Source organism: Chryseobacterium metallicongregator, from assembly GCF_031324065.1.
Lineage (GTDB): Bacteria > Bacteroidota > Bacteroidia > Flavobacteriales > Weeksellaceae > Chryseobacterium > Chryseobacterium metallicongregator.
Genome location: NZ_JAVIXS010000020.1, coordinates 399,740 through 420,852, shown reverse-complemented (window position 1 = coordinate 420,852; position 21,113 = coordinate 399,740). Strand labels below are relative to the sequence as shown.

21 protein-coding genes are annotated in these 21,113 nt (G+C 36.4%); 14 read left to right on the top strand and 7 right to left on the bottom strand.

Going from position 1 to position 21,113, the window contains the following annotated elements; all coding sequences use genetic code 11:
* Positions 1-10 precede the first annotated feature (10 nt).
* Both REB14_RS19850 and REB14_RS19845 read left to right on the top strand, forming a co-directional pair.
* A complete protein-coding gene (locus tag REB14_RS19850) occupies positions 11-820 on the top strand; it encodes a glycoside hydrolase family 16 protein (RefSeq protein ID WP_309523064.1) in 810 nt (269 codons plus the stop codon).
* 39 nt (positions 821-859) lie between these two features.
* Entirely contained in the window at positions 860-2,299 is a 1,440-nt protein-coding gene (locus REB14_RS19845; protein ID WP_309523063.1) for a glycoside hydrolase family 30 protein, read from the top strand.
* A gap of 159 nt (positions 2,300-2,458) precedes the next feature.
* On the opposite strand, the gene REB14_RS19840 is transcribed toward REB14_RS19845, so the two are convergent.
* Complete coding sequence (locus REB14_RS19840; protein ID WP_034697597.1) at positions 2,459-3,268, bottom strand: enoyl-ACP reductase FabI; 810 nt, start codon at positions 3,266-3,268, stop codon at positions 2,459-2,461.
* Between the two features lie 120 nt (positions 3,269-3,388).
* On the bottom strand, positions 3,389-3,688 hold the full coding sequence (locus tag REB14_RS19835) for a DUF883 domain-containing protein (protein ID WP_034697596.1): 300 nt from the start codon (positions 3,686-3,688) through the stop codon (positions 3,389-3,391).
* Positions 3,689-3,827: 139 nt separating this feature from the next.
* Here REB14_RS19835 and REB14_RS19830 point away from each other — a divergent pair, with 139 nt between their 5' ends.
* Both REB14_RS19830 and REB14_RS19825 read left to right on the top strand, forming a co-directional pair.
* The gene (locus REB14_RS19830; protein ID WP_309523062.1) at positions 3,828-4,382 is read left to right on the top strand and encodes a DNA-3-methyladenine glycosylase I; all 555 of its coding nucleotides are present in this window, start codon (positions 3,828-3,830) and stop codon (positions 4,380-4,382) included.
* A 258-nt stretch (positions 4,383-4,640) separates the two neighbouring features.
* Positions 4,641-5,918: a hypothetical protein gene (locus REB14_RS19825; protein ID WP_309523061.1), complete on the top strand. Its 1,278-nt coding sequence runs from the start codon at positions 4,641-4,643 to the stop codon at positions 5,916-5,918.
* 78 nt (positions 5,919-5,996) lie between these two features.
* On the opposite strand, the gene REB14_RS19820 is transcribed toward REB14_RS19825, so the two are convergent.
* Positions 5,997-6,263, bottom strand: coding sequence for a hypothetical protein (locus tag REB14_RS19820; protein WP_079241425.1), 267 nt, complete (start codon positions 6,261-6,263; stop codon positions 5,997-5,999).
* A 157-nt stretch (positions 6,264-6,420) separates the two neighbouring features.
* Here REB14_RS19820 and REB14_RS19815 point away from each other — a divergent pair, with 157 nt between their 5' ends.
* Both REB14_RS19815 and REB14_RS19810 read left to right on the top strand, forming a co-directional pair.
* Positions 6,421-6,852, top strand: a complete 432-nt coding sequence (locus tag REB14_RS19815) for a MarR family winged helix-turn-helix transcriptional regulator (RefSeq protein ID WP_309523060.1) — start codon at positions 6,421-6,423, stop codon at positions 6,850-6,852.
* Positions 6,849-7,610, top strand: a complete 762-nt coding sequence (locus REB14_RS19810) for an NAD-binding protein (RefSeq protein WP_309523059.1) — start codon at positions 6,849-6,851, stop codon at positions 7,608-7,610. Before REB14_RS19815 ends, REB14_RS19810 begins: the two co-directional genes overlap by 4 nt.
* A 190-nt stretch (positions 7,611-7,800) precedes the next feature.
* On the opposite strand, the gene REB14_RS19805 is transcribed toward REB14_RS19810, so the two are convergent.
* Both REB14_RS19805 and REB14_RS19800 read right to left on the bottom strand, forming a co-directional pair.
* Positions 7,801-8,655 carry a nucleoside phosphorylase gene (locus REB14_RS19805; RefSeq protein ID WP_034696753.1) on the bottom strand — a complete coding sequence of 285 codons (855 nt, stop codon included), beginning with the start codon at positions 8,653-8,655 and terminating at the stop codon, positions 7,801-7,803.
* A 22-nt stretch (positions 8,656-8,677) separates the two neighbouring features.
* On the bottom strand, positions 8,678-9,163 hold the full coding sequence (locus REB14_RS19800) for a hypothetical protein (RefSeq protein WP_309523058.1): 486 nt from the start codon (positions 9,161-9,163) through the stop codon (positions 8,678-8,680).
* Positions 9,164-9,393: 230 nt separating this feature from the next.
* On the opposite strand from REB14_RS19800, the gene REB14_RS19795 reads away from it, so the two are divergent.
* Positions 9,394-11,223, top strand: a complete 1,830-nt coding sequence (locus REB14_RS19795) for a cytochrome-c peroxidase (RefSeq protein WP_309523057.1) — start codon at positions 9,394-9,396, stop codon at positions 11,221-11,223.
* A gap of 206 nt (positions 11,224-11,429) precedes the next feature.
* Here the strand turns inward: REB14_RS19795 and REB14_RS19790 are convergent, their stop codons facing one another.
* A complete protein-coding gene (locus tag REB14_RS19790; protein WP_079241430.1) occupies positions 11,430-11,840 on the bottom strand; it encodes a helix-turn-helix transcriptional regulator in 411 nt (136 codons plus the stop codon).
* 338 nt (positions 11,841-12,178) lie between these two features.
* Between REB14_RS19790 and REB14_RS19785 the strand changes: the two genes are divergently transcribed.
* Both REB14_RS19785 and REB14_RS19780 read left to right on the top strand, forming a co-directional pair.
* Positions 12,179-14,332, top strand: a complete 2,154-nt coding sequence (locus tag REB14_RS19785; protein WP_309523056.1) for an alkaline phosphatase PhoX — start codon at positions 12,179-12,181, stop codon at positions 14,330-14,332.
* A gap of 57 nt (positions 14,333-14,389) precedes the next feature.
* Positions 14,390-15,289 carry a leucine-rich repeat domain-containing protein gene (locus tag REB14_RS19780; RefSeq protein WP_309523055.1) on the top strand — a complete coding sequence of 300 codons (900 nt, stop codon included), beginning with the start codon at positions 14,390-14,392 and terminating at the stop codon, positions 15,287-15,289.
* A gap of 2 nt (positions 15,290-15,291) precedes the next feature.
* On the opposite strand, the gene REB14_RS19775 is transcribed toward REB14_RS19780, so the two are convergent.
* Positions 15,292-15,615, bottom strand: coding sequence for a translation initiation factor (locus REB14_RS19775; protein WP_034696743.1), 324 nt, complete (start codon positions 15,613-15,615; stop codon positions 15,292-15,294).
* A 524-nt stretch (positions 15,616-16,139) separates the two neighbouring features.
* Between REB14_RS19775 and gpmI the strand changes: the two genes are divergently transcribed.
* The 5 genes from gpmI (at position 16,140) to REB14_RS19750 (ending at position 21,067) form a co-directional block, all read left to right on the top strand.
* The gene (gene gpmI / locus REB14_RS19770) at positions 16,140-17,681 is read left to right on the top strand and encodes a 2,3-bisphosphoglycerate-independent phosphoglycerate mutase (protein ID WP_309523054.1); all 1,542 of its coding nucleotides are present in this window, start codon (positions 16,140-16,142) and stop codon (positions 17,679-17,681) included.
* 150 nt (positions 17,682-17,831) lie between these two features.
* Positions 17,832-18,809: an acyl-ACP desaturase gene (locus REB14_RS19765; RefSeq protein ID WP_034696739.1), complete on the top strand. Its 978-nt coding sequence runs from the start codon at positions 17,832-17,834 to the stop codon at positions 18,807-18,809.
* A gap of 88 nt (positions 18,810-18,897) precedes the next feature.
* A complete protein-coding gene (locus REB14_RS19760) occupies positions 18,898-19,329 on the top strand; it encodes a BT0820 family HAD-type phosphatase (RefSeq protein ID WP_034696738.1) in 432 nt (143 codons plus the stop codon).
* 161 nt (positions 19,330-19,490) lie between these two features.
* Positions 19,491-20,300, top strand: coding sequence for a type I methionyl aminopeptidase (map, locus tag REB14_RS19755; protein ID WP_309523053.1), 810 nt, complete (start codon positions 19,491-19,493; stop codon positions 20,298-20,300).
* The gene (locus REB14_RS19750; RefSeq protein ID WP_034696735.1) at positions 20,300-21,067 is read left to right on the top strand and encodes a class I SAM-dependent methyltransferase; all 768 of its coding nucleotides are present in this window, start codon (positions 20,300-20,302) and stop codon (positions 21,065-21,067) included. Before map ends, REB14_RS19750 begins: the two co-directional genes overlap by 1 nt.
* Positions 21,068-21,113: the final 46 nt, after the last annotated feature.

Here is a 21,113-nt window from a genome sequence, read left to right as displayed (position 1 = left end):
TCTAATACATATGAATCTCAAGGCTAAAAATCTCATCAGAATTTGTGCAGCAGGAGCTTTCGCCCTTTCTGTATTCAACTGTGCTTCAAACAAGCCAGATTCCCGCAGGACACTGATTTGGAGTGATGAATTTAATGGCAAAGGACTTCCGGATTCATTAAAATGGAATTATGATACCGGAGGAAGTGGTTTTGGAAATGAAGAAGCTCAGTTTTACACCAAAAACAGGCTTGAAAATGCCAGAATGGAAAAAGGAAATCTCATCATTGAAGCCAGAAAAGAAAATCGGGAAAACAGTAAGTATACTTCTGCAAGACTTTTAACCAAAGGGAAATTTGCTTTTCAATATGGTACAGTAGAAGTCAGGGCAAAACTTCCTAAAGGACGTGGAGCCTGGCCTGCCATCTGGATGATGAGCGAAAATATGAAGAAATGGCCGGACGACGGTGAACTGGATATCATGGAGCATGTGGGCTATAACCAGGGCTATATCCATGCTTCCGTTCATACCAAAAAATATAATCATATCCAGGGAACGCAGAAAACAGATACACTGTTTGTAAAGGATGCCAGCGAAAAGTTTCATATCTATAAAGCAGACTGGACTCCCGAAAAAATCGATGTCTATATCGATGATAAGAAATTTTTCACCTACGAGAATAAAGAGAAAAATAATGAAGCATGGCCTTTTGACAGACCTTATTTTATCATTTTAAATCTCGCAGTAGGAGGGTTCTGGGGCGGAAAAGAAGGTATTGATGATGCGGTTTTTCCACAGAAGTATTACATAGATTACGTAAGAGTCTATCAAAATAAATAATGAAAATGAGGACCAATGAGTCCGGAAACAGAAAAAATCATGAGAAAACTAATTGTAAGTTGTTTTGTAGTAGGCGTTGCCTTCAATGTCAATGCGCAGAATTATTGGAAAAAAAATGCAGGAAAAACAGCTAAAGTAATTCTTACCAATTCGAAGGTGAATGAGAAAATGGTGGATAAAGGAGCAGTTACATTTGAGCAGTTCGGGCAGCCTAAAGAAACGGATGCCTGTATTTTTGTGGCTCCCCATTTTAAGTATCAGAAACTAATAGGAATAGGAGGTGCTATTACAGACGCCTCAGCAGAAACTTTTTATAAAATGCCAAAAAACAAGCAGAAAGAAATTCTGAATGCTTATTTTGGAAAAAACGGATTGGGTTACACAGTAGTTCGTACCAATATGAATTCCTGTGACTTTTCCAGTGATTCTTATACCTATGTAGAGGATAATGATACTTCTCTAAAGACTTTTAACGTTGCTCATGATGAGAAGTATAAAATTCCGATGATTAAAGAAGCTCAGAAAGCGATCGGGAATAATTTTACCTTCTATTTCTCTCCGTGGAGTCCACCGGCATGGATGAAATCAAACCAAAGTTTATACAAAGGAGGAAGACTGGAAAATCAGTATTACCAGACGTGGGCAGATTACTATATCAAATTCATTAAGGAATATGAAAAAAGAGGTATTAATATCTGGGGATTGACTGTCCAGAACGAGCCAATGGCCACGCAAAGCTGGGAATCATGTATTTATACTGCTGAAGAAGAAGGAGAGTTCCTGAAAAAGAACCTCGGTCCAACCCTTTGGAAAAACGGATATAAAGATAAAAAAGTAATGATCTGGGATCATAACAGAGACTTGATTTATCAGAGAGCAACGACTACTTTAAGTGATCCGGAAACCTCAAAATACGCCCATGGTATTGGTTATCACTGGTATGAAACATGGAATAACAAAACTCAGCTTTTTGACAATTTAGCAGAAACCCACAGGGCTTTTCCTGATAAATTTCTTGCTTTTACCGAAGGATGTAAAGAACAGTTCAACATGGATAAAATCTATGATGTAAGCCTGGGAGAGCTGTACAGCAAAAATATGCTGAACGACTTCAATAAAGGAAATGCTTTATGGACTGACTGGAATATTTTATTGGATGAAACCGGAGGGCCTAATCACAAAGGAAACTTCTGCTTTGCCCCAATTATTGCTGATACCAAAACAGGAGAGGTGTTCTATACTTATGAATACTATTATATAGGACATGTTTCAAAATATATCAAACCGAATGCCCAGAGAATCGGAAGTTCTTCCAACAGAGCAGCCCTTACATCTTCTGCTTTTATGAACGAAAACGGACAGCTGGTAACCGTTATCATGAACGATTCAGACAATGATATTGAAACCAATCTTTGGATAGAAGGAATGGCTGCAAAGCTGAATGCTCCTGCACACTCTATACAGACCGTAATTTTATAATTTCATATTAATTTAATATTATTTTTGACAGATCCGGCGACCTCGAAGAGGTCGCCGGTTTTATTTGTGAATGATGAATATCAGCATGATAAAAACAAAAAACCCATGAAACAATTCATGGGTTTTATTTATTTTGAACGGAACTTTGTTAGTTCGTTATTATTCAGCGTCATATTTACTGATCACTTTCTGAGTAACCCCTGAGCTGCTGAAACCTCCATCATGGAAAAGATTTTGCATGGTTACTTTTTTAGTAAGATCAGAGAATAAAGTTACACAGTAATCTGCACATTCAAGAGCTGTAGCGTTTCCTAGTGGAGACATATCTTCAGCATATCCAAGGAATCCTCCGAAACCTTTCACTCCACTACCGGCAGTAGTCATTGTTGGAGACTGAGAAACCGTATTTACACGTACTTTTCTTTCTCCCCAATAGTTTCCGAAAGTTCTTGCGATACTTTCCAGATACGCTTTGTTATCAGACATATCATTGTAGTCTGGGAATGTTCTCTGAGCTGCAATATAAGTAAGGGCCAAAATACTTCCCCATTCATTCATACAGTCTTTTTCCCAAGCTACACGCATTACTTTATGGAAAGAAACAGCGGAAATATCCCAGCCTTTTTCCAACCAGTCGTAATTCATTTCTGTATAGTGTTTTCCTTTTCTTACGTTGATAGACATTCCGATAGAGTGAAGGATAAAGTCGATTTTTCCAAATTTTGCAACAGCGGCATCAAAAAGTTTTTCAAGATCTTCTATAGAAGTAGCATCAGCACCTATTACTTCAGAACCTGTTTTTTCTGCTAAACCATTAAGTTCTCCCATTCTCAAAGCAATAGGAGCGTTAGATAAAATGAATTCAGCACCTTCCTCATGGCATCTTTCAGCAACTTTCCATGCGATAGATTGTTCATTAAGGGCTCCAAAAATAATTCCCTTTTTGCCTTTAAGTAAACCGTATGACATAATTTTTTAATGTTTATTATAATACAAATGTAACAATAATTGTGCTTATGGCATAATAAAAAATGGAGCCTTATCAATTTAAGACTCCATTTTATTGAAAATATTTATATGACTGAAATACTAATTGGTTTTCTTATTCCATTCTGCCTTTACATCCTCTGCCGCATCTTTGGTTTTTTCCCATGCTTCATCCGCTTTATCTTTGATATCCTCCCAGGCATCGGATACATTAGCTTTTACCCTGTCGAGCCAGTCTTCCTGGCTGGCTTCCTGATCATTATTCCTTTTCTCATTGATATAATCTTTAGCCTTGTCTGCCAATTCATTGATTTTCCATTTGGCTTTGTCCGTTGCATTCTGTAAAGAATTTTCTACATTATTTACTGCATTTTCCGCTTTGTTGTACTCTGAATTGTTCATAATAGTATAAATTTTAGTTTGGTATCAGTAATTAAACAATAACCATTCCTAAAACTGAACCTCTTTGTTAAACTTTTCATAATATTTTGTTATATTTTTCTAAATCAGTAGTAACTTTAAGTGATAAAAATTGATTATTATGGAAAAAATACGTTGTGGCTGGTGCGAAAAAGATGATCTCTACAGAAAATATCATGATGAAGAGTGGGGAAGACCTGTGTATGATGATGAAACAATATTTGAGTTCCTGATTCTTGAGAGTTTTCAGGCCGGATTGAGCTGGTATACGATTTTATCCAAAAGAGAAAATTTCAGGAGAGCTTTCGATCATTTTGATTATAAGAAAGTGGCAACTTATTCTGACAAAAAGATTGAGGAATTGATGAATAATCCCGGAATTATCAGAAACAGGCTTAAAATTTTGTCAGCTGTTACCAATGCTCAGAAATTTATAGAAGTTCAGAAGGAGTTTGGAAGCTTTTCCAACTATATCTGGGGTTTTATTGATGGAAAACCAATTGATAACAATCCTGAAAAGCTGTCTGATGTTCCTGCCACAACAGAGATTTCTGATCTTATTTCCAGAGAACTTAAAAAAAGAGGATTCAAATTTGTTGGATCTACCGTCATTTATGCCCATATGCAAGCTACGGGAATGGTGAACGATCATTTAAAAAGTTGTTTTATCAGATAATAACCGTTGATATTTATTCATTTTTTAGTGAAGTTTATTGCTAATTATATAATTAAAAAAATTAAGCAGAAAATTAGAGATATCTGAAAAGCCTAATGGATGCTGTATTTGATAAGTAGCTGATATTTAAACATTTTTCAATGTTTCGTGATTAAGTTTTATTTTAATCACCATAATGTGTTTTTAATTATGATTTTTTCAATAAAATCAATGATTTATTAAAAATTTGTATATTTGCACCTCCTAAAAATAGAGGAAATGCAAAAAAACTATAAACTAGACTACACTTTACTTTTATTATTCTTTACTTGTTTTATATATGCTCAGGTTGGGATAGGAACTCCTGATCCTGCACCTTCAGCAATGCTTCATATCAATGCCAGCAGTAAAGGAGTGCTGCTTCCAAGTGTTGCTTTAACTGCTACAACAGACAATATTACAGTACCTTCACCGGCGGACGGACTTATCGTGTGGAATAACGGAAGCTCCACCCTTACAGATATTGGATTTTATTACTGGTTTGAATCAAAATGGAATAAAATTCTGGCAAACGGAGGTGACCCCACTAAAATAGTAGATGGAACAAACTGGAATCTTACAGGTACGAACGTTGGAAATTATGGAGGAGCGAATACAACGTTGGCTTTAGGAACAAAAACCTACGATGATCTGATCTTTAAAGTCAACGCTTTAACAGCAGGAAAACTGGGAGTTGACAATTCTGTAAGCCTTGGAATAGGATCTGTGGCCGGTCAGAATGGTATTGCTTTGGGAAGCGCTAGTTCGGCATTTATGGGAATATCTATTGGAAATGCAACTGTAGTTTCCGGAAATGAAGCCTTAGCAGTAGGAAATAAAACCACTGCAGCAGGATTCAGGTCTACAGCCATAGGTTTTCACGCGCAGACCGGCAGTAATGAATCTGTTGCAGTAGGAAACAACTCCTCAGCAGATGGATTTCAGTCCATCGCATTAGGATACAACGCAAAAACGAATACGAATAGTGAAACTGCCTTAGGATATAATGCGGTAACAAATAGTCAGAATTCAACAGCTTTAGGTTCAGAAGCCAATGCTTTGGGGCAATTTTCGACAGCAGTAGGGTATGGAGCTACAACTTCACAGGCCAATGCCATTGTTTTGGGAAATAATAATGCAAATGTAGGCATTGGTACCGGAACTCCGAATGTCTCTGCAAAATTGGATGTAAGCGGACAGTTTAAATTGGGCGAAAAGGGTAGTGTTCAGAAAAGTCAGATCAGCTTTGAAGCATGGCCCGGGATTTCGATTAATAATTTGCCTCCGGGAAAATCTACAACCATTGATATTCCCGTTCCATCAGGATATCAACCTGGCTCTACGCGAGCTGTAGTCGTAGTTTCTCCGGCAGGAGATTTTGTAGGAAATTCCTCATTTTCCATCTCGAATCCAAGGTTGACTTCTGCTTCCAGTATTACAATTAATCTCACTAATATTTCAGGAACAGCTAACAGTTTGTACTCCGGACATTTTTATGTGATGATCAATGAGTTTTAAATAATAGGTTTTTTATTATAGTTGATATGGTGTGAAGGACTTCCGGACTGGAAGTCCTTTTTTTATTGACCGTCAATTTCAATTAAGTTTTCGGGACTGAAGTTCCTTTCGGGCATTTTGCCAGCTTTTTCTAATAATAAGGTATAAAGGGGAAAAAGCCAGAGGAAGCGGAGTGATACCATTGAACCCTTTTTTAATGGTAACATAGATGCAGGCGCCTATCAGTATTCCCATAATAATACAAAAGGAAATATGAGCAGCAGAACGTTTTTTTTCTTCTTTTGTCAGTTCCTCAATGGAGAGTTCTGAAAGTTTATTGTTTCCTGTTTGAGGCGTGTTTTTCATGTTCACAGTGAGTTGTATGGTTTTAGTTGAGCTAAAATAACAAAATAATCACAGCCTGAAACTAAGATGTTTCTTTTTATTTAATTGAATAAAAAAATATTTTAAACAAAAATATTGTGCACAAAATAAATGGATTATCTTTGTTTCTTAAAAGAAAATGATGACCCCATTATCCGAACATTTATGTTTTAAAATGTATGCCGTTTCCAGATATATCACGGGCTTATATAAGCCTTACCTGGAAGAAGTTTTACTTACATATCCTCAATATCTTGTCATGACTGTTTTATGGGAACATGGCGGAATGAATATCGGAAAGATTGGTGAGCATCTGCATCTTGACAACGGAACACTTACCCCGCTTTTGAAACGTATGGAAAAAAACGGATTGATCATCCGAACCCGCAGTGCAGAAGATGAAAGAGTTGTATTGATTAATCTTACCGAAAATGGAATAAAGCTTAAAGAAAAAGCGAAACATATTCCCAAAGCTGTTCAGCAGTGCATGAATCTGAGTGAGGATGTAAAGACCCAGCTAATGGCTTCTTTAGAGAATATATTAACAATACAATCTGTTTCTGACATATGAAGAAAATAGGAATTATAGGCTGTGGCTGGTTGGGAGAAAGAATAGCCTCTTCCTTATCCGGAAAATACGACATAGCAGCAACGACTACAACAGAAAATAAAGTAAAGGATCTCAACAGTAAAGGAATTCATGCTGTACTTGCTTCTTTCCCGGACTATCAACTGGCAGAACCCTATAATGAATGGTCTGAGATTAAGAATGCTGATGTTTTAATTATTACCATTCCTGTCAATGAAAAAAGTTGTTGTGTAAGCTCTTTATATAACAGGATTCAGAATTTGTCAACATTTATAGGGGATTTTAAAGGACAGATGTTTCTGATGAGCTCTACAGGTGTTTATCCTGATCTGCCCCAGGATTTTACAGAAGAAGATATTCCTTTGGAAAAAGTAGCAGGTGAAAGAATGCTTAGAAATAAGTTTCCGCAGCTTAATATTCTGAGACTTGGCGGCCTGATGGGAGATAACAGACTTCTGAAAAACTATAATGTGAGCAATCTGGATCACGCTGTAAATCATATTCATTATGCTGATATCAGTGGGATTATTTCGGAAATGATTGAAAAGAAAATTCAATCAAAACTATATAATGTTACAGCTCCCATTCATCCGCCAAAAAGCCAGGTTATTAATGCCCAGAAAAATATTGAAGATGATGAAGTATTTGAGGTGAAAGGGAAGAAGGTTCTGTCTTCAAAGCTGGTTTCAGAACTGGATTACGTATTTCAGTATCCGGATCCGAGTACGTTTCATTTGTAATTATTTATGATATTTGATTCATTTTACTTACAGAATTTCCTTTACTACCTTTGTCATTCCGTAGGAATCTCTATGTAGCTTTTAAAAATCAGTATTTAGATTCTACGGAATGATAAGCTGGATGGATAAAAAATAAAAAAACCTCCGGAAACTGTTTCCAGAGGTTTTATCTTTATTATCAATAAAATAATTATTTAATAATTCTTTCCAATACCCATTCAATAAGGTTTTTCTCAGAAGCATGGTGATCCGCAGAGAATTCTCCACGTCTTCTGTTGGCAATAACGTTATTTACGGTAATGGCTTTGTGTCCTAATAATTTTGAAAGAGCATAGATCGCAGAGGTTTCCATCTCGAAATTGGTGATTCCAAGATCATTCAGTGTTTCTAAGAATTGATCATCTACTGCCTTTAAACGAAGCTGTCTTCCCTGTGGAGCATAGAATCCCGGGAATGTTGCCGTATTTCCGTGGTATTTGGCATCTTTGTAGTATTCTCCCATTTCTTCCGCCCAGTCTGAGAAATAAAGCATCGGCTTGATTCTTTCGTAAGGGAATTTTTCTAAGAAGCTCTTAGAAAACTCATTTTCGAAATTGTAGTCCTGGTAGAAATGCATCAATCCATCCAAACCTACTACATTTTGGGTAACCAGCATATTATCTACCTGTACATCAGGGTTTACACTACCACAAGTTCCCATACGGAAAAGCTCAAGAGCCTTGTGCTCAGTCTTGAATTCTTTGTTTTGAAGATCAATGTTCACCAAAGCATCCAGTTCGTTCATCACGATATCGATGTTTTCAGTTCCGATACCGGTAGACATTACGGTGATTCTTTCTCCACGAAGTGTTCCTGTATGGGTATAGAATTCTCTTTTATTTTTTTTGATTTCTACAGTATCAAAGTACTTTGAAACTTTTGCCACTCTGTCAGGATCACCTACAAGGATGATTTTGTCAGCAATATCTTCAGGTAAAAGATTCAGGTGGTATACACTTCCGTCTTCATTCAGAACAAGTTCTGAGGCAGCAAGTTTGTTTAGCATAATATGTATATTTTTTGTTTTTTTAATTAATCATAATGGCTTCTTTATAAGGAGATGCCATAACCTCGTAGATGTCGTTGTATTCTTCTACTATCCTTTTCTGACCGTTCATTACCTCATATACAGTAATAACTGTCTTTTCAATGTTTTTAGGATCTTTCCTCTGTGAAGTGATTTCGTAGAAGTGATCCTCTTTTTTAAGAATAGAAATCAGTTCTTCCTTTGTTGAATTGTTGGAAGTCATCATTCCGGGGAACTCTGTAACAATATCTTTCAGATCAGAATAATTTTTATAAGGCTTGGTTACCCCATTGGAATGTACATAGACATTGGGAATGTTTTTATCTTTTTCCAGACGAACCAAATAATAATCAGATCCTCTTTTCTCGGCATATACAGCCATTTCCTGTGGTTTTCCGGATGGCTTTTCCTGTTGCTTTTTTTTCTGGGAAAATGCCGTCATAGAAAGGAAACTTGCCATAACAGCAAACCATAGTTTTGTTTTCATACTCCTATTTAGTTTTTTTGATGTGTTGAATTTAATTTAAAAAAATCCTCTCCCAATAATCTCCCGCCATTATTTTTCCGGTATTTCGAAGAACCGTTCTCTTTAGAATAATGAATTTGATTTCGGGGTTTAAAATTAGTGAAAAATATTGTACCAGAAATATAAACATTATTTAATCTGCTATTAAAACTGAGATAACATCAGATGAATACTTTTGCCGCTAAAAATTCATGAGATCTTATCCACTGCTTGTAATCGTCCTTCTGATAGGATTTGCAGTAATGTCTTTTAATCCTGTTTATAAAGGAAAAGAAAGCGAAAATACATTTGTCAATAAAGGGTTGTCCGACTTTAAAAACAAGCTTGAACAGTTGAAATCAGATGTTGATAAGTTCTCTGAAGACCGTATTTCTCTGAAAGAACTGCAGAAATCACTAAGCAGCACAAGAAATTCATTCAAAGAAGTTGAATTCTATATCGCTTATCATTATCCTGAATTTACCAAGACTCACCTTAACGCAGCACCTTTGTTTCACATCGAAGCTGCTGGGACATCATCATATACACTTCCACCTGAAGGATTGCAGGTATTGGATGAACTTATATTTTCTGACGAAGCAGGAAATGAAAAGGAAAAGATTAAAACAATTACTACTTTTTTGTATAACAGTTATGCCGGGTTTTATTTAAGTGCATTAAAAAATGGACTGAGTAAAGGGAATAATAAGACATTACCGTTACGTATAGAACTGATCAGGATCTATTCACTTGGCGTATCAGGTTTTGATACACCGGGTTCGTTGAATATTTCTGAGGAAACAAGCCATGCTCTTGCAGGAATGCAGAAATACATCAATGATGATCTTTATTTTAAAAATTATAATACTGAAAAGGCTGACCAGATTTTAACAGAAGCCATTAGTTACCTTTCAAAAAATACCGATTTTGAAACTTTCGACAGGATTGAATTTTATAAAAAATATGTACAACCTTTATACGAAGAATTAGGGAAATGGGATGGAAGACCGGATGATCTTAAAGAATTTTCAGGCTGGAACGTAGGAAACAAAAATTTTTTCAGCAGTGATTTTTTGGATCCTTATTTTTATACCTTATTGAAATCCTCAGAAGATAATCCGGAACTCCGAAACCTTGGAAAATCCATTTTCTACGATCAGAACTTAAGTGGTAACGGGAAAATGAGTTGTGCGACTTGCCACCTTCAGGAAAATGCCTTTACAGATCTGAAAGCAAAATCACAAAGTAATGTGGAAGGGAAAACGGTTCTGAGAAACTCTCCGTCTTTATATAATGCTGTTTTTGCCAAAAGGTTTTTCTATGATCTTCGTGCTTTTTACCTTGAACAGCAGGCGGAACACGTCATTTATAATGAGCAGGAATTCAATACGAGCTATGAAAATATTATTCAGAAACTAAAAACAAAACCTGAATATAAAAAGGCTTTCCGTGCAGCTTTCAAAGATGGAAAGATCAGTAAAGAGAATTTTTCAAAAGCATTAAGTTCTTATGTGGCTTCATTGTACTCATTTGACAGTGATTTTGACCGTTTCATGAGGAATGAAAAGAATGTTTCCGACGATGTGAAAAAAGGATTCAACCTCTTTATGGGAAAAGCCAATTGTGCAACCTGTCATTTTGCACCCACCTTTTCCGGATTAGTGCCTCCATTTTTTAATGAAAATGAATCTGAAGTACTGGGAATCACTACCAGACCCATCAAACAGCTTCCTATAGAACTTGATCAGGACTTAGGAAGAGGAAACAGTCCGGTGAAAAAGGAAAAATCATGGATTTATGATTATTCTTTCAAAACAGTGACGGTTAGAAATATTGCCCTTACCAAACCTTATTTCCATAACGGGGCTTTCAATACTTTAGAAGAAGTTCTGGATTTTTATAATGAAGGAGGAGGAGAAGGATTAGGATTAAAAATGAAAAATCAAACCCTAGCACCAGATAAATTAAACCTTACCGAAACAGAAATCAAACAGATTATAGCCTTTCTGAATGCTCTTACGGATGTGAGTAAAGCGAAGTAGGCGGGTTACGGGGTTTGTGGGTTGGAGCGTGGGAGAGTTTGAGAGTGAGATTGTAGAGATTCGGGATTTCGGGTTTGTGAGGACCGGGGTTCGGTAGGAATGATATGTTTTAATACAATAGGCTAAATTTTGAAACTTGTATAATGTGACCTACGCTGGTTTCAGAATTTAGCCTAAAGTTTTACAGATCGGATCAACCTGTCTGTTTATTTGTTTTGGATCAGCTTTTCCAGCTTATCAATCATTTCCTGCTGTTGTTTCAGCATACGCTCGTAAAGTTCAACCATTTTGTCAAGGGGATTAAAGGTGGGTTGGTTATTAAAAAAGGCTGGTTGTTGACAATTATCAAAAGACGCTGTATTAGAAATGATGTTTATCGCTTGTTCTTCATCAAAATTCTCAATTGCTTCTGCCGGAACCTTCAAAATCTGAGCTACCTGCATCAAAACATCAGACTCTACAGTTTCTTTTTGTTCCAAAAGAGAGACTTTCTTCTGATTCCAGTCGTCACCTAATTCAAAAGCTAAAGCTTCCTGCTTGATACCAAGCATTTCACGGAAACGTTTGATATTTCTGCCCTGATGTATTTTTTTATTTTGCATAGCTGTGTCAATCATAATAACAAATATAAAGTTTTAAGAGATAAGAATAAAGCTCGTTTTGAAAATAAATTATCTTCTAAAATACTCATGTTTCGAATAAAAATTTCTCTTTTCTGGCAGATTTATCGTGTTTAATAGATCTTGTTTGGTAACAATTAGTAAATAAAATAATTGCATTTCACTTCCAACCCGAGATCCCGAACCTCGTATCCCGGATTACTTAACACAAAATTAATCCCCTTAACATTAGGTTTTTGATAAGTTAATATTGGGCGTTTTAGATTTAAAATCCTATTAACAGAGAAAAAGTTCTAAAAAAATAGTTTTGCAGGGTCTAATAAATCAAATAAAAAATGAAGAAAAAACTACTAACAGTGGGAGCTTTGGCTATACTGGCCAGTTCTGGTCTTCAGGCGCAGACTCTGATATTCAATAAGAATGCGTCATGGAGCTACAAAGATAACAACCAGGCGCAGCCAGCCGGATGGAATGCTCAGACGTATGACATTTCAACATGGGCAGTTGGAAACGGCCCGTTAGGATATGGAGATCCTGTAACAACGACAATCAACTCAGGACTTACAACTGCTTATTTTGCTAAAGATTTTACAGTAGATCTTTCAACACTTTCCGATACTATGGAACTTGGAGTAATGAGAGATGACGGTATTATTGTATACCTTAACGGAGAAGAAGTCGTAAGAGACAATATGCCTGCGGGTGCTGTAACATTCAATACTTTCTCCAGTACTACCATTGATGGGGCAGCAGAGAGCGTTTATAACATTTTCTCTATTCCAAAGTCAAAATTTGTAAACGGTGTTAACAGATTTTCTATTGAACTACATAACAGAAGTACAACCAGTTCAGATTTAAGAATTGATGCTTATCTGAAAACAACTACCAATACAACTATCCCTGTAGCTTGTAACGGAACACACATCAGCTGCTTTACTTCCATTGTTCCTACCGCACAGACTAATAAATTAATTATCCCTGCTGAGCACAAATACCAGCTGATTTTAAAAGAAGGAGACAACTATACTGAAGGCGGAGGATTGGTAGGTGGTCAGAATGACTTTACGGCTTATGTTCCAAAAACAGGAAGCAGTACCAACGGATATCTTTCTGTAAACCATGAAACCAATCCTGGAGGAGTTACCATGGCAGAGATTAACTATAACGCGACTTCAAAACTTTGGCAGCTGACCAAATCAAGAGCGGTAAGTTTCTCAGCTCCAAGTTTGGTACAAACGATCAGAAACTGTTCAGGAGGAATTACGCCTTGGGGAACTGTGGTGACGGCTGAAGAATCTGTTACTTCCAATGATGTGAATAATGATGGTTACAAAGATTACGGTTGGTTAGTAGAAATTGATCCTGCAACAGCACAGGTTATTTCTAAAAATGCTGACGGTTCCAAAGGAAAACTATGGCAGATGGGAATCATGAACCACGAAAATGTAGTGATCAATAATGCAGGAACTATAGCATATTATGGAGAAGACGGTGGAACTCACATGGTATACAAATATGTAATGGATACTCCAAATGATCTTTCATCAGGAAACCTTTATGTGTTGAAACTGGATCAGGGATTAACGGCTGCAGGAGATCCGGCAGGAACTACAGCAACATGGATTCAGGTTCCGAACAAAACTAAAGTTGACCAGAACAATACCAATACCAATGCGTTGTCATTAGGCGGAACAAAATTCAATGGAGTTGAAGATGTTGATATCAGCCCTCTGGATGGCAGAATCTATTTTACTGCAAAAGGATTAGACAGAGTATATCGTTTACAGGATAACGGAACTACCGCTTCTCAGGTGGAAACATTTGTAGGAGGAGGTTCTTCTGTATATTCTTTCAATACTGCTCAGGGAATGAAATCTGAAGCTTGGGGAGACGGAAATGACAACCTTACTTTCGATGAGCTTGGAAACCTTTGGGTACTTCAGGATGGAGGAAAAAACTATATCTGGGTCATTGCTCCGGATCATACACAGGCTAATCCTAAAGTAAGATTATTTGCTTCTATGCCGGCTGGTTCAGAACCTACAGGATTGACATTTACCCCTGATCACAAATTCGGTTTCTTCTCTATTCAGCATCCGGATTCAACCATTTCTACAGATGTGGATGCAACAGGAAATACAATTGATTATAAAGGAAAATCAGCAACAATTGTAATTGCCCTTAAAAGCAACCTGGGAGTTGAAGGAACTTTAGGAACTATTGATAGTAAAATTGAAGAAAATACAGTAACAGTAGCTCCAAACCCAACTTCAGGAATCGTGAAAATCAATTCTGTAAAAGGATTGAAAGATATTTCTGTAACAGCTTACAGCATGGACGGGAAAATTGTTTATACAAAGAAGTTCAACGGGACCAACAAAGTATTGGACCTTGATTTCACGCAGCAGTTGGAAGGATCACGAGTTTTAGTTTTAAATATTGAAGCAGAAGGAGGATTCCAGAAAACAGTTAAACTTTTAAAGAAATAAATTATTTATAATTCTTGTCTGTCGGCAGCTTTGGTTGCTGGCAGACCTTTTATTTTTATGAAAAAGCTTTTCTTACTGATTTCCATAGTCTCACTTTCTCAGATCAAAGCACAGATTGATCCGGTGAAGTATCCCACTTTTACTAATATTGAAGAGGCTCTAAAGAGTGAAAAAACAGTGTACAGCATGAGTTTCAGAGAGAAAGGCCTTTTTAATCTTCCTCCTCAGATCGTAAAACTGAATTCATTATTCTTTCTGAATATTATGGCCAATAAGCTTGAGAAAATGGACCATGAACTCTTTGCTTTAAAAGAACTGGAAATTTTAAATGTGAATGAAAACAGCATTAAATATATCCCCGATGAGGTAAGTAATCTGAAGAAACTGACCACTTTTTCAATGAATCTGAACAGCCTGACAAGCATTAATCCTAATCTTGCAAAACTTCAGAACCTAAAAGTGGTACATTTTGATGCCAATAATCTGAATACTTTTCCCGAAGCTCTTATGGAAATTCCGACACTGGAAGAAATAAACCTTCAGGGAAACCAGATCAGCTTTATTGCGGACAGACTTAATCAGATCAAAAATCTGAAATTCCTGAACCTATCAGATAATCAGATCAATGACCTTGGAAATTTGTCTTTTCCTGAAAATTTAAAATATCTTGAACTGCAGCAGAATGCGATCATAAAACTTCCGGAAAATCTTTTCAAATCAAAGAATCTGGAATTTTTGAATGTAAGTGGAAATAATATTACAGAACTGTCACCCAAAGTAAAAGGGCTGAAAAATATCGTCAGCATGAATCTGGCCAATAATAATCTGAAAGACATTCCTGTAGAAATCAAACAGCTTAAAAATCTGAAGACATTGATTCTTACAGGAAATCCTATAGAAAAATCTACCATTGAAAACTTAAAAACCTTACTGCCGGAGACCCAGATCTATTTCTAGAACTATCCGCCAACACGTTTGGTTTTATATCCCATTTCTTTAAGGATATTCATGATTTTATCACGGTTATCCCCTTGGATGATAATCGTTCCATCCTTCTCAGAGCCGCCTATACCCAAGGTGGTTTTTATTTTCTTTGAGATTTTTTTCAGGTCTTCCTCACTGCCTTCCCAGCCTTCAACAATCGTTACAGGCTTACCATTTCTTCCTTTTTTCTCAAATTTGCATACCAAAGGCTCTTTCTGCTTGAATTGCTCTTCAGGCATCTCAAAATCCTGCTCTTCATGATCAGGAAAAAGATTCTTCAATTGATCTCGTAAATCCATACTGCAAAATTAAAAAGATTTACTGATTAATGAAGGGAAATAGAGGTGAAATTTTATAAAAAGATATGTAGATTTGCCAAGACACGGATTATTTTAAGATCGTTAATAAATTGACAAAAAAGTTCTGTGATAAAACAAAAAGATGAACATTTAAATTTTAAAATATGAGATTACTAACTATATCTGTAATTACATTGATAGTAATTTATTTACTTACTTTTTTTATTATTAATGTAGTGTTTGCTTTAGATAATACTAATCTAGTTTCAGGTGTTTCAATGATATTATTTGGAACAATATATGTCTATTACAGGTTTATTTTAAAAAGACAATAACTGACTGACCTTTCACCAATTAAAGATTTTAAACTTTGACAGGGATTGAAAACGAATAAATTAAACCACTTTTATATATTGTGATTTTAAAAGTAATGAATTGATGATCAGCAATCCATAAAATTCGAGCCTTCAAATTCTTCTATTCATAGGAAATTAGGTAAATTTGTCTAACAAAAGTTTTATAAAATGTCGAAAAAAGCAATACTGGCCATTCTTGACGGATGGGGATTGGGAACAAACCCTAACGTTTCTGCAATAGATAAAGCAAACACACCATTCATAGACAGCTGTTACCAGAAATTTCCACATACTACGCTTGAAGCAAGTGGATTGGCTGTAGGTTTACCTGCCGGGCAGATGGGAAATTCTGAAGTGGGACACATGAACCTGGGAGCCGGAAGAGTAGTTTACCAAAACCTGGTAAAACTGAACATGGCCGTTGAAAACGGAACACTGGGCCAGGAAAAAGTGATCCAGGATGCTTTTGAATATGCTAGAAGAGAAAATAAAAAAGTACACTTTATCGGGTTGGTTTCCAATGGAGGTGTACACTCACATATCAATCACTTAAAAGGATTACTGACTGCTGCAAAAGAGTTCGGGTTGAATGAGAACGTTTTTGTTCATGCATTTACCGACGGTAGAGACTGTGATCCACATTCAGGATTAGGATTTATCGATGAACTTCAGAAGCATATGGAAGCTACTACAGGAAAACTGGCAACAGTGGTAGGAAGATACTATGCGATGGACAGAGACAAAAGATGGGAGCGTGTAAAACTGGCTTATGATGCCCTTGTAGAAGGAGTTGGAGAGCCATCAACAGACGCATTGGCCTCTATCAAAGCTTCTTATGATAACAACGTTACTGATGAATTCCTGAAACCAATTATTCTCATGAATACTACGGCTACAGGAAATGTAGTACCAGTGGCAAAAATCATTGATAATGACGTTGTAATCTGTTTCAACTTCCGTACAGACAGAGGTAGAGAGATTACGGAAGTTCTTTCTCAGAAAGATTTCCCGGAATATGATATGAAAAAGCTTAACCTTTATTATATCACATTAACGAACTATGATAAAACCTTCCAGAATGTACAGGTAGTTTTTGATGAAAATGTACTGACGGAAACAATGGGTGAAATTCTTGAAAAAAATGGAAAAACCCAGATCAGAATTGCAGAAACAGAGAAATATCCGCATGTTACTTTCTTCTTTTCAGGAGGAAGAGAGGAGGAATTTGCAGGAGAGAAAAGACTTCTTTGCCCAAGCCCGAAAGACGTTCCTACTTACGATCTGAAGCCGGAAATGTCAGCATATGATATCACCAATGCTATCGTGCCGGAACTGGAGCAGGGAACAGCTGATTTTGTTTGTTTAAATTTTGCCAATACAGATATGGTGGGACACACAGGCGTTTTTGAAGCTGCCGTAAAAGCTGCTGAGGTGGTAGACCAGTGCATTGAAAAAGTAGCTACTGCTGCCTATGAAAACGGATATGCTGTTTTCATTCTTGCTGACCACGGAAATTCTGATGTTATGATCAACGCAGATGGAACTCCTAATACCCAGCATTCTACGAATCTCGTTCCTTTTATCGTTATGGATAAAGACCACACATGGAATTTAAAACCAGGAAAACTGGGGGATGTAGCCCCTACCATTCTTAAAGTAATGGGCGTTGAAATACCAGATGCAATGACTGGAGAAGTTTTGGTTAATTAATATTCAATAATATTGTTAAAAAAATGCCGTTATGCTTTTGCAGCGGCATTTTTTTTATGATTTATGTCAGATAAGGTATGACTTGCATACTTTATTATGCGTTAAATAATAAATAAATCTTATCTTTGTAAATTAAAACTGAATAGTAAAATGTATCAAAAGCTTGTTAGGAAAGAAGTAATGGGATTATTGGAAAAGGAAGTAGGTTCTTTTCTTGATAAATTTTTAACGCCAATTGAAAAAATCTGGCAGCCTTCCGATTATTTACCAGATCCTTCAAGCGATGAGTTCAAACATGACTTAGAAGAAATTCAGACTTTTGCCCGCGAAATGCCTTATGATCTTTTTGTAACATTGATCGGTGACTGTATCACAGAAGAAGCACTTCCTTCCTATGAATCTTGGTTGATGGGTGTTGACGGTATCAATCAGGAAGAAAAAGTAGGCTGGGCGAATTGGGTAAGAGCATGGACTGCTGAGGAAAACAGACACGGAGATTTATTAAACAAATATCTTTATCTGTGCGGAAGAGTAAACATGAGAGAAGTGGAAATCACAACTCAATACCTTATCAATGACGGATTCGATTTGGGAACAAGTATGGACCCATACAGAAACTTTATTTATACAAGCTTCCAGGAAACAGCAACCAATATTTCTCACAGAAGAGTAGGAACATTGGCAAAACAATCCGGAAACGGAAAATTAGCAAAAATGTGCGGTGTTATTGCTGCAGACGAAGCAAGACACGCTAAAGCATACAAGCATTTCGTAGCAAAAATCCTTGAGGTAGATCCTTCAGAAATGATTCTTGCCTTCGAAGATATGATGCGTAAGAAAATTGTAATGCCTGCTCACTTAATGAGACAGTCCGGACAGAAAGCCGGTGAACTTTGGGGACATTTTTCAGATGCTGCACAAAGATGTATGGTCTACACAGGTCAGGATTACATCAATATTATGAAAGACCTTTTAGATGAATGGAAAATTGAGCACGTAAAAGGACTTACAGAAAAAGCAGAAAAAGCTCAGGAATACCTGATGAAGCTTCCTGCAAGACTTCAGAAGATTACAGACAGAGTGTCTACTCCTGATCTTCAGTTCCAGTTTAGCTGGGTAAAAAGCTAATAAGATCTTAAAATATAAAAGTATTGAGTGCCTTTCTTTTTGGCACTCTTTTTATTTCTTATCTTTGCAAAGCTAAAAAAACAACAAAATGTTAAATAATAAGAAGATTGCTGTTGACTTTGACGGGACTATTGTTGATGATGCTTACCCGGCAATTGGAAAACCGAAAACTTTTGCATTCGAAACTTTGAAAAGACTTCAGTCTGAAGGTTTCAGATTGATACTTTGGACATACAGACACGGAAAAACATTAGATGAAGCGGTAGAATTCTGTAAAAAAAACGGAATAGAATTTTATTCTGTGAACTCAAGTTTTGAAGGAGAAGTTTTTGATCCTGAAAATCAGTCCAGAAAATTAGATGCAGATTGGTTTATTGATGACAGAAACTTAGGAGGATTTCCGGGATGGGGTGAGATCTACAATATTATTCAGGAAAGAATAGAATTCCGTGTTGAAGGAAAAGAAGTTCTTGCCTATTCAAAACTTAAAAAAGAAAAGAAAAAAGGACTTTTTTGGTAAAATAGAAATTAGAAGCCAGATATTAAAGGTTAGTTTTTTAATATCAAGTGCTTTTGGTCTTTTATAATTTATAATAGAAAGTTCAGTAGATGATAAGAAGTAAAAATAAGCATAACGCTGTAATCTAGCTTCTAACATCTAATATCTAACATCTATATACAATGATTCAATTAAAAACGATAGACGAATTACGTCTGATGAAGGAGAGTGCCCGACTGGTTTCTAAAACATTGGGAATGCTGGCAAAAGAAATTAAACCGGGGATTACTACCTTATATTTAGATAAACTGGCTCATGATTTTATTAAAGATCATGGTGCTGAACCTGCATTCTTAGGATACGGTGGATTCCCGAATTCTCTTTGTATCTCTCCGAATGAGCAGGTAGTTCATGGTTTCCCAAACAAGGATGTCGTAAAAGAAGGAGATGTTCTTTCCGTAGACTGTGGAGTTATTCTTAACGGTTTCGTAGGAGATCATGCCTATACTTTTGAAATCGGGGAAGTGAAACCTGAGGTTAAAAAATTACTACAGGTTACCAAAGAATCTTTATACAAAGGAATTGAGCAGGTTGTCAGAGGAAAAAGAATAGGAGATATTTCCTATGCAATCCAGGCACACTGTGAAAAAGAAGGGTATGGAGTAGTAAGAGAGCTTGTAGGACACGGATTGGGAAGAAAAATGCACGAAGATCCACAGGTTCCTAACTACGGAAGACAAGGAAGCGGAAAAGTAATTAAAGACGGTTTGGCAATTGCAATTGAGCCGATGGTGAACATGGGAACCGAAAAAGTGAAGTTCCATAATGATGGCTGGACAGTAACGACTTTAGATAACATGCCTTCTGCTCACTTCGAACATGATGTAGCTGTGATCAATGGTAAGCCGGTATTGCTTTCTACATTTGATTATGTATACGAAGCTTTAGGGATTGTAAGTGATGAAGAAAAGCAGTTCCAACTGGATTTTTAATGAAAAAGGTAACTAAGCTTTTACTGAATAAAATTCCACGCCCTATGCTTATTAAAATGAGTATCTGGGCAAGACCGCTTATTTATCAGTTTTTCAAAGGTGACAAATTCTTTGATCCTATTGATGGAAGATCTTATAGAAAATTCCTTCCCTATGGATATGGAAAACAAAGAGAAAATGCACTTTCTCCGGGAACGTTAAGTTTGGAAAGACACCGTCAGATGTGGCTGTATCTTCAGAATGAAACTGATTTTTTCATTAAGAATTATAAAGTCCTGCATATTGCTCCCGAACAGGAATTTTTAAGGAAATTCAAGAGAATGAGCAATCTGAATTATATATCTGCAGACCTCTATTCTCCTATTGTAGATGTGAAAGCAGATATTCTGGATTTACCTTTTGAAAATGACAGTTTTGATATCATTTTCTGTAATCATGTTCTGGAACATATTGAAGACGATGCAAAAGCAATGAGCGAGCTTTACAGGGTAATGAAACCTGGCGGATGGGGAATTCTTCAGGTTCCGATGAAAAATTCATTGGAGAAAACCTACGAAGACTTCACGATTAAAGATCCAAAAGAACGTCAGAAACATTTCGGACAGTACGATCATGTTCGTTGGTACGGAATGGATTATTTTGACCGCTTAAGAAAGGCAGGCTTCGAAATAGACCCCAACTTCTATTCACAGAAATTCTCTGAAGAAGAAATAAAAAAATTCGGGTTAAGACATAATGAAATCTTACCTGTAGTTTATAAAAAATAAAATAAAAACCGTTTCAATAGCTGAAACGGTTTTTTATATATATGAA